14 protein-coding genes are annotated in these 12,714 nt (G+C 42.5%); 5 read left to right on the forward strand and 9 right to left on the reverse strand.

Annotated elements, in window-relative coordinates; all coding sequences use genetic code 11:
- Nucleotides 1-945, reverse strand: coding sequence for a phosphoribosylaminoimidazolesuccinocarboxamide synthase (locus AC59JT_RS09445; protein WP_497398105.1), 945 nt, complete (start codon nucleotides 943-945; stop codon nucleotides 1-3).
- Nucleotides 946-1,092: 147 nt separating this feature from the next.
- Nucleotides 1,093-2,052 carry a PhoH family protein gene (locus AC59JT_RS09450; RefSeq protein ID WP_497398107.1) on the reverse strand — a complete coding sequence of 320 codons (960 nt, stop codon included), beginning with the start codon at nucleotides 2,050-2,052 and terminating at the stop codon, nucleotides 1,093-1,095.
- 103 nt (nucleotides 2,053-2,155) lie between these two features.
- On the opposite strand from AC59JT_RS09450, the gene AC59JT_RS09455 reads away from it, so the two are divergent.
- Genes AC59JT_RS09455 through AC59JT_RS09470 form a run of 4 tightly spaced genes read left to right on the forward strand, consistent with a single transcriptional unit; the run spans nucleotide 2,156 to nucleotide 5,228 of the window.
- Entirely contained in the window at nucleotides 2,156-2,932 is a 777-nt protein-coding gene (locus tag AC59JT_RS09455; protein WP_497398109.1) for an SAM hydrolase/SAM-dependent halogenase family protein, read from the forward strand.
- Nucleotides 2,933-2,946: 14 nt separating this feature from the next.
- Nucleotides 2,947-3,498, forward strand: coding sequence for a hypothetical protein (locus tag AC59JT_RS09460; RefSeq protein WP_497398111.1), 552 nt, complete (start codon nucleotides 2,947-2,949; stop codon nucleotides 3,496-3,498).
- A 16-nt stretch (nucleotides 3,499-3,514) separates the two neighbouring features.
- Nucleotides 3,515-4,912 carry an MBL fold metallo-hydrolase gene (locus AC59JT_RS09465; protein ID WP_497398113.1) on the forward strand — a complete coding sequence of 466 codons (1,398 nt, stop codon included), beginning with the start codon at nucleotides 3,515-3,517 and terminating at the stop codon, nucleotides 4,910-4,912.
- 25 nt (nucleotides 4,913-4,937) lie between these two features.
- Nucleotides 4,938-5,228 (forward strand): hypothetical protein, encoded by a 291-nt coding sequence (locus AC59JT_RS09470; protein WP_497398115.1) that lies wholly within the window; start codon nucleotides 4,938-4,940, stop codon nucleotides 5,226-5,228.
- Nucleotides 5,229-5,266: 38 nt separating this feature from the next.
- On the opposite strand, the gene AC59JT_RS09475 is transcribed toward AC59JT_RS09470, so the two are convergent.
- From AC59JT_RS09475 to AC59JT_RS09505, 7 genes are all read right to left on the reverse strand, one after another.
- Complete coding sequence (locus AC59JT_RS09475) at nucleotides 5,267-6,220, reverse strand: D-2-hydroxyacid dehydrogenase (protein WP_497398117.1); 954 nt, start codon at nucleotides 6,218-6,220, stop codon at nucleotides 5,267-5,269.
- Between the two features lie 82 nt (nucleotides 6,221-6,302).
- Nucleotides 6,303-7,370 (reverse strand): 3-phosphoserine/phosphohydroxythreonine transaminase, encoded by a 1,068-nt coding sequence (gene serC / locus AC59JT_RS09480; protein ID WP_497398119.1) that lies wholly within the window; start codon nucleotides 7,368-7,370, stop codon nucleotides 6,303-6,305.
- A gap of 204 nt (nucleotides 7,371-7,574) precedes the next feature.
- Nucleotides 7,575-8,231, reverse strand: coding sequence for a ribulose-phosphate 3-epimerase (gene rpe / locus AC59JT_RS09485; RefSeq protein ID WP_497398121.1), 657 nt, complete (start codon nucleotides 8,229-8,231; stop codon nucleotides 7,575-7,577).
- Nucleotides 8,232-8,309: 78 nt separating this feature from the next.
- Nucleotides 8,310-8,588 carry a hypothetical protein gene (locus AC59JT_RS09490; protein WP_497398123.1) on the reverse strand — a complete coding sequence of 93 codons (279 nt, stop codon included), beginning with the start codon at nucleotides 8,586-8,588 and terminating at the stop codon, nucleotides 8,310-8,312.
- Nucleotides 8,589-8,755: 167 nt separating this feature from the next.
- Complete coding sequence (pnp, locus tag AC59JT_RS09495; protein WP_497398125.1) at nucleotides 8,756-10,885, reverse strand: polyribonucleotide nucleotidyltransferase; 2,130 nt, start codon at nucleotides 10,883-10,885, stop codon at nucleotides 8,756-8,758.
- Between the two features lie 131 nt (nucleotides 10,886-11,016).
- Nucleotides 11,017-11,295 (reverse strand): 30S ribosomal protein S15, encoded by a 279-nt coding sequence (gene rpsO, locus AC59JT_RS09500; protein WP_497398127.1) that lies wholly within the window; start codon nucleotides 11,293-11,295, stop codon nucleotides 11,017-11,019.
- 85 nt (nucleotides 11,296-11,380) lie between these two features.
- Nucleotides 11,381-12,154 carry a hypothetical protein gene (locus AC59JT_RS09505; RefSeq protein ID WP_497398129.1) on the reverse strand — a complete coding sequence of 258 codons (774 nt, stop codon included), beginning with the start codon at nucleotides 12,152-12,154 and terminating at the stop codon, nucleotides 11,381-11,383.
- A gap of 74 nt (nucleotides 12,155-12,228) precedes the next feature.
- Here AC59JT_RS09505 and AC59JT_RS09510 point away from each other — a divergent pair, with 74 nt between their 5' ends.
- Nucleotides 12,229-12,660: an acyl-CoA thioesterase gene (locus AC59JT_RS09510; RefSeq protein WP_497398131.1), complete on the forward strand. Its 432-nt coding sequence runs from the start codon at nucleotides 12,229-12,231 to the stop codon at nucleotides 12,658-12,660.
- The last annotated feature ends 54 nt before the right edge of the window (nucleotides 12,661-12,714 follow it).

A 12,714-nucleotide genomic window follows, 5' to 3' on the forward strand; every position in this document is an offset into this window, starting at 1 on the left:
CTATAGTGCAGACAACGCTTTTGTAATGGCGGTTTCTACCCTATCCAATACGTTAGCAGCATCGGGCTTCACAAAAGCTTCGCCGGTTATTTGTTCGTAAAGCTCAATATATCTTTCAGATATTGATTCTACTTTCTCAGGTGTCATCTCAGGCACTACCTGCCCGTCTTTACCCTGAAAATTATTTTCGATCAACCATCTGCGTACAAACTCTTTTGAAAGCTGTTTCTGTGGTTCGCCACTGGCTTGTCTTTCAGCATAACCTTCGCTGTAGAAATAGCGCGATGAATCCGGCGTGTGGATCTCATCAATTAAATAAATGGTATCGCCCATTTTGCCAAACTCGTACTTGGTGTCCACCAAAATCAAACCTTGTTTGGCAGCTATTTCGGTACCGCGTGCAAACAGTGCGCGGGTATAGTTTTCTAACTTAACGTAGTCCTTTTCAGATACAATGCCTTTAGCTAAAATATCTTCTCTCGAAATATCCTCATCATGCCCTACAGCAGCTTTTGTTGTCGGGGTGATGATAGGCTCCGGCAGTTTATCGTTCTCTTTTAAACCTTCGGGTAAGTTTACGCCACAAACCTGGCGCTTGCCGGCAGCGTACTCACGTGCAGCATGTCCCGCCAGGTAACCACGTATTACCATTTCTACTTTAAACGGTTCGCAAATGCGGCCGATGGTAACACTAGGATCGGGTACGTTCACCACCCAGTTTGGCACAATATCCGCGGTAGCAGCCAAAAACTTGGCCGCTATCTGGTTTAGTACTTGTCCTTTATAAGGTATTGGTTCCGGCAGCACCACATCAAAAGCAGATATGCGGTCGCTCACCACCATTACCAGGTATTTATTATCAATAGTGTAAACATCCCGCACCTTACCTTTATAAAAGCTGGTTTGGTTAGGGAAATTGAATTGGGTTTCTTTTATTGCATTCATTGTGTTTTAGATTTGAGATGTGAGATTTGAGATGTGAGACCTTAGCAGGTTCAGCTCTCCTCTCATATCTGTTTGATGGAGATGCGATATCTAAAACATCAAACAACCCGAAGCTGTCTCATATCTCAAATCTCACATCTCATATCCCTACTGTATATCTCCGTACGCAGCCAAAATCTTACGTACCAGTTTGTGGCGCACTACGTCTTCGCCGCTTAGGTATACTATGTCAATACCTTTAATATCGGTTAGTATGCGCAGGGCGGTGTGCAGGCCCGATTGTTGTTTTTTGGGTAAGTCTATCTGTGTTACGTCGCCGGTTACGATGAATTTTGCCGATGGGCCCATACGCGTTAAAAACATTTTTAACTGCATATCGGTGGCGTTTTGTGCCTCGTCCAAAATTACGAAACAGTTATCCAGCGTACGACCGCGCATAAATGCCAGGGGAGCAATTTCAATGGTACGGTTTTCCAGGTATACTTTCAGCTTTTCGGCTGGTATCATATCGTCCAACGCATCATAAAGCGGACGCAGGTACGGATCTATTTTTTCTTTCAGATCGCCGGGAAGAAAACCCAGGTTCTCTCCTGCCTCAACCGCCGGGCGGGTAAGGATAATGCGTTTTATCTCTTTGTTTTTTAAAGCGCGAACGGCCAAAGCAACGGCGGTATAGGTTTTACCGGTACCGGCGGGGCCGATAGCGAAAAGGATATCGCTTTTGTTAATACTGTCAACCATTTTGCGTTGGTTGGCAGTACGGGCCTTCACCATTACGCCGTTAGGGCCAAATACAATAACTTCGCCGCTGGCAAACTTGTCAGCAGTGGCATCAGGCGAAGCCGATACTTCTACCTTCGATCCCAGGATGCGCTCCAGGTCCTGCACGTTCAAATTCTCAAACTTTTCTATGTGCTGCAGCAGGTAGTTAAATTTTTCTTCGAAAATGACCAGCTCGCGTTCATCTCCCAACACTTTAACCTCACTACCACGCGCAACTATTTTAAGTTTAGGGTATTGCTTTTTTATGATCTCAAAATGATCATTGTTCGGTCCCCACAAAACGGCGGGGTTTACATTTTCGATAGATAGTTTTAGCTCGTTCAATCGTAATTTGATTATATTGTTGCCGACATTTGTGAATTAAAAATTGAATATTTGCAGCGTCTAACGCTTGTACAAGATTAGCAATAAATATTTAAAAAACTTAATGGCAATAATAACTTTAACTACTGATCTGGGCGATAAAGACATCTATCAGGCCGCCCTGAAAGGAAGCATCTACAAGCTGCTCCCAACAGTAAATATCGTTGATATTACCAATAACGTTTCTGCCTTTAATATACAGCAAGCCGCGTTCATTTTAAAAAATAGTTTTTATTATTTTCCGGATGATACGGTACATCTGATAGGCATTGATACCGTTTTTAACGAACATACCAGGTACCTGGCTGTGCGTTACAAAAACCACTATTTTGTTGGGGCCGATAACGGCATTTTCTCGCTGATGTTTAACGCTGAACCACAGGAGATTGTAGAGATCAACATTATGCAGGATTTGAAGTTTTTGCATTTCCCGCTGGCGGATATTTTTGTAAAAGCGGCCTGCCACCTGGCCAAAGGCGGCGCCCTTAACGAGATTGGCTTACCGGTTAGCGGTGTTGAAAACAAAATGAACCTGCAACCCGTTATTGAGAAAAACATGATCAAAGGCTCGGTTATTTACATTGATTCGTTTCAAAATGTGATAACCAACATCACCAAGGAGTTTTTTAACCGGGTGCAGCAGGGCCGTAAATTTGTATTGTACTTTAAGCGTAACGAAACCATTAATCACCTGAGCTGGCACTATAACGAGGTGCCCGAGGGCGAAAAGCTTTGCCTGTTTGGTATTAGTGACCACCTGGAGATTGCCATTAACAAAGGCAATGCCAGCGGTTTGCTGGGCCTTAATTTGGGCGACAGCGTGATCATTGATTTCGCATAACATTTCACATCACCATGAAAAAACTTGTACTGCTTGCTTTGCTATGCTTTTTGTTTACTGTCGCGAAGGCCCAACCCAATGCCGACTCGTTAGCCTACGAACTACAGCGCAAAAAGATAAATAATATGCTGAGCCTGCGCGATCAAAAATTTGGGCAGTATGATGTAAGCCTGAGCCAGCACACCGGCATATTCGGTTTACAAACCAAAAAAGATATACGCCGCAGTAACGAAATATTGATGGACATTGTGCGCACCGATAATGAGTTGTACAAGCAGATAAAAATATTGCTTGATCATCGCACCTTTCAGCAAACCGAAGCGATAGATAAAAGCAAAGAAAGCGAAAAAGCTGCTTTGGGGTTAATGTATACCGTTAACCGCCAGCGCGATCAGATAGATAAATTAAAGGCAGAAGCCGAAGAGTTACAGAAAAAGAAAAAACACTCATCCAAAAACTATACATTGGTTATTATTTTGTTAGCTATCGTGATAATTATTTTGGTGCGAAAACTACAAAAATCCAAACAAACAGGTGCCAATAGTGCAAACGGCCCAAACCTTTAAAAGGTAATACTTACACATGAAGTTAACTATACACGGCGCGGCCCAGCAGGTAACCGGCAGCATGCATTTATTAGAGGTTGGTCAGTACAAAATATTGGTTGATTGCGGGCTGGATTACGAGAAAGATAAAAACGTACAAAGCAACGAGAATTTTGATTTCGACCCCGCATCGATAGATGTAGTGGTGCTAACCCACGCGCATATCGATCACTCGGGCAATATACCTACGCTGGTACGCCTGGGCTTTGAGGGCCAGGTGCTGTGCACCCCACCTACTGCCGACCTTACCGAGCTTTTACTATTTGATTCGGTAAATATTTTTTTGAGCAAGGCCGCCAAGGGCAAAAAATTTGGCAAAAACCGCGGCAAGTTTAACAGCAGCGTGCAGCCCCTGTATTTACAGAAACACGTAATGGATGCCATGGAGCGCTTTGTCACCATCGGCTTTAATAAACCATTTCGCCTAAATGGCAATGTTGAACTAACCTTTGTGCCCGTTGGCCATTTATTAGGTGCCGCCGCCGCGATATTTAAAATAGACGACAACGGCACTGAAAAAACCATAGGCTTCACCGGCGATATCGGCCGCAAAAACTACCCGGTGATGAATGATCCGCAGCCATTGCCTCCGGTTGATTTCCTGGTATGCGAATCTACCTATGGTGGTCGCGTACATACTACAGGCAAATCTGTTGAGGAAACTTTGGTTGAGGTGATTGATAAATGCTGCGTGAAAGAACAAGGCCGCCTTATCATCCCGGCTTTTAGCATAGGGCGTACGCAGTCGCTGGTGTTTTCGTTAAACAAAATATTTAGCAGCGGTTTACTGCCGCCTGTAAAGGTTTTTGTAGATAGCCCAATGGCGGGTCGCGCTACGCAGATCTATCGTAAATACCATAATTTGGTGAGCGATGAAGCCAAGGATTTTTATAACCACAAAGGTGATGAGTTTGATTTTGATAATCTGACCTATGTAGAGAGCCTGCAGGATAGCCGCCAGGTATCTAATTATTACGAGCCTTGTATCATCATATCATCTGCCGGCATGCTGGAAGGCGGACGCATACAGGATCACCTGTTTTATAATATTCAGAATTACTACGCTACTATCCTATTCATCGGCTATTGTGCTAAAGGAACTTTGGGTCACCGGTTATTAAGGGGCGATTCCATCGTACACATCAAAGACCGCGATCTGGCTGTTTATGCTACTATTAAACAAACAGACGTGCTGAGCGCCCACGGCGATCATGATGATTTGCTTAACGTGGTGCATAACCAGGATAAAAACAAACTAAAAGGTGTTTATTTAGTGCATGGCGAAACTACCAGCATGCAATTACTATCAGATGCTTTGACGGCGGATGGTTATAGTGTGACAATACCGGAGAAGGGTGTGAATTATACCTTGTAATTATTTAAACCAGTTTGCAAATAAGATGACAGTTGAATTCTTTTTAGAGAAAATAGGTTTCCGCAAAAATCAGAAATGGATTTTATGGGGTAATGATATGTCTTATGAGCTTTACCTGGAAAAGGTCAAAGGATTTGAATCTCCTTTTGATTTTGGAAAAGATGTAAGTGACATGGAAGACAAATATTTTATTATTATTGGTCGAATTCTTCTGGAAGGGTACAAAGCGAGACCATTTATAGCTGCCGACTATTTGATGGCGGCAAAAAACAGATTAAACGAAGTTGAAAAACAGCAAAAACAAAAGCCGGACTGATCACAGTCCGGCTTTGTTGCAATTATGAGGGTGTAGTTTTAGTTTTTAAAGTGGCCGATGATCAGGCTGGCCAGCTCAACACCTATACGCTCCTGTGCTTCGTTGGTAGCCGCGCCAATGTGCGGGGTTAACGAAATTTTAGGGTGCGACAAGATCTCGGCACGTGGGGTTGGTTCGTTATCAAACACGTCTAAAGCCGCGAATGATACCTGGCCGCTGTTCAAGGCGTCGATCAAAGCCAACTCGTCGATCAAGCCACCGCGTGAACAGTTAACCAGGCCAACGCCTTTTTTGGTTTGGGCCAGTTCTTCGGCACCTAAAAGGGCTTTGTCAACAAATGGTGTATGCAGGGTGATGAAATCAGCAGTTTTGATGATCTCATCTAATGTTGCTTTTTTAACAGTTACTTTGGCTGTAGTGCCGCCGCTTCCTAGTACAATTTCAACCTCTGGGTTAAACTCGAACAGGTCATAAGCCAATACATCCATACCAACGCCGATAGCTATTTTAGCCACCTCGCGGCCAATACGGCCAAAACCTACAATACCTAAAGTTTTGCCACGCAGCTCAACACCTTTAGCATAAGCTTTTTTCAGGTCGTTAAATTTAGTGGTGCCTTCAACCGGGGTACGGCGGTTACTGTCATGCAAAAAGCGCACACCGGTAAACAGGTGACCGAACACCAGCTCAGCTACTGACAATGATGAAGAAGCAGGCGTATTATAAACGCCAATGCCTTTTTCTTTAGCGTAGTCAACGTCAATGTTATCCACACCAACACCACCACGGCCAATCAGTTTCAGGTTAGGGCACGCGTCAATTAAAGCTTTACGCACTTTAGTGGCGCTACGCACAGTAATGGCATCGTAGTTTTGTAATTTAATAGGCAGTTCGTCCTGCGGTATATTGTTAGTATCAACCTCAAAACCGGCATCCTCTAACATCTTTTTGCCGATGGGATCAATACCATCGTTAGCTAATATTTTGATCATCTGTTTGGTCATTGAGTCATTGGTCACTAAGTCATTGGTCTTCTTAATGACCTAATGACGCAATGACCTAATGATTATTAAACTATTTATTCTTTTCAGCAAATTCTCTCATCGCGTCAATCAGCACGTAAACGCTGGTTATTGGCAATGCGTTGTAAATTGAAGCGCGGAAACCGCCTACGCTACGGTGGCCTTTAATGCCTACGATGCCTTTTTCGTCGCATAGTTTCAGGAAAGGTTTCTCTAGTTCGGCATTCTCCATCACGAAGCAAACGTTCATATGTGAGCGATCTTCAACCGCGCAAACAGCTTTGAACAGTGGGTTACGCTCAATTTCTTCGTATAGTACAGCAGATTTTGCTTCGTTCTCTTTTTGAAGGGCAGCAACACCACCTTTTGATTTAACCCAGTTCAAGGTTAACATAGAAACGTAGATAGCAAACACCGGTGGGGTGTTATACATAGAACCACCTTCAATTTGCACCTGGTAGTTGTACATGGCCGGGATCTTACGGTTGGTTTTACCCAGGATCTCGTCTTTAACAATAACTAAAGTAGCACCTGCAGGGCCCATGTTTTTCTGCGCACCGGCGTAGATCAAATCAAAATCGGCCACGTCAAACGTACGGCTGAATATGTCTGACGACATATCGCAAACCATAGGTACTGGCGATTTAGGGAACTGATGTAACTGCGTACCGTAAATAGTGTTATTAGATGTAATATGGAAATACGCTGCGTCTGCAGGTATTTCAAAATCCTTAGGGATATAAGTGAAATTAGCTTCTTTCGAAGTAGCAACAACAGCCACCTCGCCAAAAAACTTAGCTTCCTTTAGTGCTTTATTGGCCCACACACCGCTTTCCACGTAAGCAGCTTTACCACCTTCAGGCAACAGGTTATACGGCGCCATTGCAAATTGCGAACTTGCACCGCCTTGTAAAAACAATACCGAGTAACCTGCAGGTACGTTTAACAGTTCCTTCACCAATTTAACAGCTTCATCCAAAACACCTTCAAACTCGGGCGATCTGTGCGAGATCTCCAGGATAGAAAGTCCGGTACCGTTAAAATCAACTACAGCGGCTGATGCCTGTTTTAAAACTTCATGTGGTAAAATGCCGGGTCCGGCACCAAAGTTGTGTTTCATATGATCTAATATTGGTTAAAATTGCCAATTAATATTAGCAACTTCATATTTTATGGGGGCAAAGGTAATTAATTTGACAAATTAAACAGACATTAATTACATTTTTTTTAACAAATGCGTAATAATGTATTAGTATTTGCACATTTTGCCAATATTAAATTTTAAGGACTTATAAAATGGCAATTATTAACAAAGTAATAATGCTTATGCGGTTTTCATTGCAGAAATTGTAGCCATAGGATCAGCCGATTGAAATACCGCGCTGCCGGCAACAAATGCATTAGCACCGGCGGCTATTAACTTGACAATATTATTACTGTCTACTCCCCCATCAACCTCTATATGAAGGGAGGGATTAAGCACGTTACTCATTGCTTTAACGTCGCGTATTTTCTTGTAGGTATTTTCAATAAAGCTTTGTCCGCCGAAGCCCGGGTTTACAGACATGATCAACACCAGGTCAAGGTCGCCGATGATATCTTCCAATACAGCAACCGGTGTGTGTGGGTTAAGAGCCACTCCCGCTTTACAACCCAATTGCTTAATGGCTTGAACGGTACGGTGCAAATGTTTACAGGCTTCGTAGTGTACCGTTATAACCGTTGCACCCGCGTCCGCGAAACCTTTCAGGTAACGGTCGGGGTCAACTATCATTAAATGCACATCGAGGGGCTTTGTAGCATGCTTTTTGATAGCGCTCATCACCGGGAAACCAAACGATATGTTAGGTACAAACAATCCATCCATCACATCCACGTGCATCCAATCAGCTGCGCTGGCATTAAGCATTTCAACGTCGCGTTGCAGGTTAGCAAAATCGGCAGCTAGTATTGATGGGGAGATTAGATGGCTATTAGTCATTGGTCAATGGTCATTAGTTGTCGCAAATATATTAAATCAAAACCCCAATGACTAATGACTTAATGACGAATGACAGCTTTAGTCGCAATTTTGCAATAGATCAAGATACTTCCTCATCAGCACCAGATCGTAGTTTACTAAAGAATTGTAGGCTTCGTTAACCAGTTCGGTCAATATAGAGGCACCAAGCTGCCCGCCACCGTTGGGGATGGACTCGTAATAGGCAATAAGATCTTTCACCCTTATAATTTCATATAATAACTCCTGCACCAGGTCTGCTTCCGGCACATTACGGGGGGTACCCGAATTGGTGTTATTATTCAGAAAATCTAAAGGATCACTTGGCGTAGGGGTCATTTCAATATATAAGGATCGCTCTTTCAGACTTTACATGTTTTAACTCCTAACTTATACAAACCTTAGCAAAGTTTGTTTTAAGCAAATGTTAAAAAAGTTGAACCAAATCCAAATAAAACATCAAAAGCCTTATTGCTAAGGCTTTTGCTGTTATTGTAACAAATTAATTACTTAGCCGGTTGCTCTGGCTTAGGTAATAAAACTTTACGCGAAAGTTTCAATTTACCTTGCTTATCAACGTCAAGCAATTTAACACGCACTTCGTCGCCCACCTGGAATATTCCGTCCATGGTTTCAAAACGTTTGTGGTCAATTTCTGATATGTGCAGTAAACCATCTTTGCCCGGCATGATCTCAACAAACGCGCCGAAAGGCATGATAGATTTCACTTTACCTTCGTAGATCTCGCCTACTTCAGGGCGTGCTGCAATATTTTTAATGCGGGTAACAGCAGCATCAATAGCGGCTTTGTTATCTGCAAATATTTGAACGATACCCTGGTTGCCAACTTCCTCGATAGAGATGGTAGCACCGGTTTCGCGTTGCATTTCCTGGATAATTTTACCACCGGGCCCGATAACTGCACCAATAAACTCTTTGTCTATTTTAATGGTAATGATACGTGGAGCGTGTGGTTTGTAATCTTCGCGAGGCTCGGTAATGGTTTTAGCCATTTCGCCTAAGATGTGTAAACGACCATCCTTAGCCTGGTTTAAAGCGTTGGTTAATACTTCGTATGATAAACCGTTGATCTTTAAATCCATCTGCACAGCAACAATACCGTTTTTGGTACCGGTTACTTTAAAGTCCATATCGCCCAAGTGATCCTCGTCACCCAAAATATCAGAAAGGATAGCGTATTTAGTACCCATTTCGTTGGTGATCAAACCCATCGCGATACCCGATACCGGGTTGGTAATTTTAACACCCGCATCCATCAAAGCCAATGTACCCGCGCAAACGGTTGCCATTGATGATGAACCGTTAGATTCTAAAATATCAGATACTACACGGATTGTGTAAGGGTTTGAATCATCAGCAGGTAAAACACGTTTTAACGAACGCATAGCCAGGTTACCGTGACCAATTTCACGACGACCGGCACCACGGTTAGGACGAACCTCACCGGTTGAGAAACCAGGGAAATTGTAGTGTAACAGGAATTTTTGGTAGCCGTTGATGAACGCGCCATCAATCATTTGCTCATCATCCTTAGCACCTAAAGTAACGGTGGTTAATGATTGTGTTTCGCCACGGGTAAATACCGCCGAACCGTGAGCTGCAGGCAAGTAACCCACTTCGCTCCAGATAGGACGAATTTGAGTAGTGGTACGGCCGTCTAAACGTTTACCTTCATCTAATACCAGGTTACGGATAGCGTCATATTCTACATCATGGTAGTATTTTTTGGCTAATGATTTGGTGATATCATCAATCTCGCCCAAAGTAGCTATATACTCATCACGGATAGCCTTAAATTTAGCAGCGCGCTCATCCTTAGCTGAAGCTTCGGCAGCGGTTGCATAAACTTTATCATAAGTAGCAGCGTAGATAGCTTTTTCAAGCTCGTCATTACTATGCTCATGGCTGTAAGTACGTTTCTCAGTTTTGCCAACCTCAATAGTCAACTCTTTTTGAGCTAAACATTGAATTTTGATAGCTGTGTGGGCAAATTTAATTGCTTCAACCAACTCTTCTTCCTGGATCTCGGCACTTTCACCTTCCACCATGTTGATGTCGTGCTCGCTACCTGCAACGATGAATTCCAAAGTAGCGTTAGCTAGTTGGCTTAAAGTTGGGTTGATAACCAATTGGCCATCAATTTTAGCTACACGAACTTCAGAAATAGGACCGTTGAAGGGGATATCAGATACAGACAGTGCCGCCGAAGCTGCTAAACCTGCCAATGCATCGGGCATAATATCTTTATCGGCTGATATCAATGAAATCATTACTTGCGTATCAGCGTGATAATCTTCAGGGAATAATGGGCGTAAAGCGCGGTCAACCAAACGCGAGATCAAAACCTCATAGTCTGATAAACGGGCTTCGCGGCGTAAAAAGCCACCCGGGATACGGCCTGTAGCCGCGTATTTTTCTTGATAATCAACAGAAAGCGGTAAAAAATCTACGCCTTCTTTTGCCTCAGGCGATGATACCACAGTAGCCAATAACATGGTGTCACCCATTTTTACTACTACTGATCCATCCGCTTGTTTGGCCAGTTTGCCGGTTTCGATCTCGATGGTTCTGCCATCGCCCAGATCAATAACCTTTTTAATTACGTTTAAACTCATCTTTTTTGTGTTGTAATGTGCTTTTCATCTTTTAGAGCACATCGTTTTTTATATTGTGTGTAATTTGTTTCAAAAAGTAAAAAAGCCATCCAACTAAAGGCGGATGGCTTTTTGTAAAAAATAACTTAAAGTTACTTGATGATATCTCTTAAACCTAAGTTTTTGATGATAGCACGGTATCTCTCAATATCTTTTTTGTAAAGGTAAGCTAGCAAACCACGACGTTTACCTACCATTTTTTGCAGTGATAACTGGGTTGAAAAATCGTGTTTGTTTTTTTTCAGGTGAGCAGTTAAATGTGCGATACGGGTTGTAAATAATGCAACCTGACCTTCAGTTGATCCTGTATCCTGAGGACCCTTACCATGTTTTGCGAAAAGCTCTTGCTTTCCTTCTTGACTTAAATACATTACGTAAATAATATTAAAGCGTGTATAATAATTAATTAATTGGGTGCAAAGGTAAGTAATAAATTCAAAAGTAAAAATTCAAAATTTAAAAGCCTTTCGGTTGTCCGTCAGCGGGTGTAGCCTTATGATAAGGTATGGACGATTTTACTCCCGGAAGCATGAATCGCTTCAAATGGTCGGGCCTCTTACCTAACTTATAAAACTGGATGCGCATTGCACTTTTATTTACAAAAACCAGCAAGCCTTCCTCCACAACCTTACCGTCTTGATAAAGGTTTATTGTTATTGGTTGCCTGGTGAAATCAACAACATATTTTAGTTTCCTTGCTCCCTCCCTGTTGTTGTAATAATTCACAACACTATCGTTTACAAATGTAAGCTGATAAGTATCGCGCGCATTTTTGAAACTAAAGATCCAAAAGCCAAGCAAATCATTAAACGAGTGTGGGCGCATGGCTGCACTTGGCTGTTCGTGCTTTATTCGCTTATAAACTTCCACCTCCGGGCTGCTTGTATCTGCTTTAGCCGGTATCCTTTTACTCCTTGTGGTAATAAAAACGCTGTCATTAAGAAACTTATAATAATAGGTATCATAGTTAGGATTAGCGCTGTTGATATCGGTAGTAGTTTTAAGTTCAATAATGTCGTTACTTCCTTTGCTCGCGAACCGAATCTTATTTTTCAAGAATCCGTCATTACTTAAAAACGCCCCGGTCGATTCGCTGAAGAAAGCCAAATTTGATTCCTTATCGCGGGTGTTTTGCCAACGGCCTATCAGGTGTTTAACCGTAAAATGCTGCGCATTGGCTAACGCGATATTAAAGAATAAAATGAAAGTGAAAATGACTTGTTTGATCATGTGATATTGAATTCAGGTTTTACCAAACATACAAAACACGTTTAAATAAAATACTTAATGTTGATATTTGTTAAATGACCACAACTACCAACTACGCCACCTTTCAAACCGAATACCGGGTACGCCCTGACGATATAGACATGTACCGCCATGTGCACAACAGCAAATATTTTGACTATGTGCAGGCCGCCCGTTATGATCATATGGAGCTTTTTTACGGCATGGCCATGGACAAGTTTACCGAACGCGGTTTTGGCTGGCTGGTGCGCAGTGTTTACATGGACTACAAACGCCCGTTGCTGTTAGGCGACTACTTTACCGTCGCCACCGGCATTGAAAGCATTGACGAAAAAGTGTGCCGCGTAAAATTCGCCATTACCAAAAAAACGAACAACAAATTGTGCTGCGATGGGTGGTTTGATTTTGTAATGATAGATATGAACAGCGGCAAGGCACTAAAAATACCCGATGATGTTGTAATACATTATCAATCATTTACAAACTAAACAACCGTCTGTATTTTATTAAGAGGCAATAATCTTGCTGATGTATCTGGTTTG

The organism is Mucilaginibacter sp. A3364 (assembly GCF_059690715.1).

Bases quoted from the DNA above. Each gene is read 5' to 3' on its own strand.
- rpsO (WP_497398127.1), bottom strand. From the start codon at position 11,295: ATGTATTTAAGTCAAGAAGGAAAGCAAGAGCTTTTCGCAAAACATGGT.
- AC59JT_RS09460 (WP_497398111.1), top strand. From the start codon at position 2,947: ATGAAAAAACTTGTACTGCTTGCTTTGCTATGCTTTTTGTTTACTGTC.
- AC59JT_RS09455 (WP_497398109.1), top strand. From the start codon at position 2,156: ATGGCAATAATAACTTTAACTACTGATCTGGGCGATAAAGACATCTAT.
- AC59JT_RS09465 (WP_497398113.1), top strand. From the start codon at position 3,515: ATGAAGTTAACTATACACGGCGCGGCCCAGCAGGTAACCGGCAGCATG.
- rpe (WP_497398121.1), bottom strand. From the start codon at position 8,231: ATGACTAATAGCCATCTAATCTCCCCATCAATACTAGCTGCCGATTTT.
- AC59JT_RS09470 (WP_497398115.1), top strand. From the start codon at position 4,938: ATGACAGTTGAATTCTTTTTAGAGAAAATAGGTTTCCGCAAAAATCAG.
- pnp (WP_497398125.1), bottom strand. From the start codon at position 10,885: ATGAGTTTAAACGTAATTAAAAAGGTTATTGATCTGGGCGATGGCAGA.
- AC59JT_RS09505 (WP_497398129.1), bottom strand. From the start codon at position 12,154: ATGATCAAACAAGTCATTTTCACTTTCATTTTATTCTTTAATATCGCG.
- AC59JT_RS09475 (WP_497398117.1), bottom strand. From the start codon at position 6,220: ATGATCAAAATATTAGCTAACGATGGTATTGATCCCATCGGCAAAAAG.
- AC59JT_RS09445 (WP_497398105.1), bottom strand. From the start codon at position 945: ATGAATGCAATAAAAGAAACCCAATTCAATTTCCCTAACCAAACCAGC.
- AC59JT_RS09490 (WP_497398123.1), bottom strand. From the start codon at position 8,588: ATGACCCCTACGCCAAGTGATCCTTTAGATTTTCTGAATAATAACACC.
- AC59JT_RS09510 (WP_497398131.1), top strand. From the start codon at position 12,229: ATGACCACAACTACCAACTACGCCACCTTTCAAACCGAATACCGGGTA.
- serC (WP_497398119.1), bottom strand. From the start codon at position 7,370: ATGAAACACAACTTTGGTGCCGGACCCGGCATTTTACCACATGAAGTT.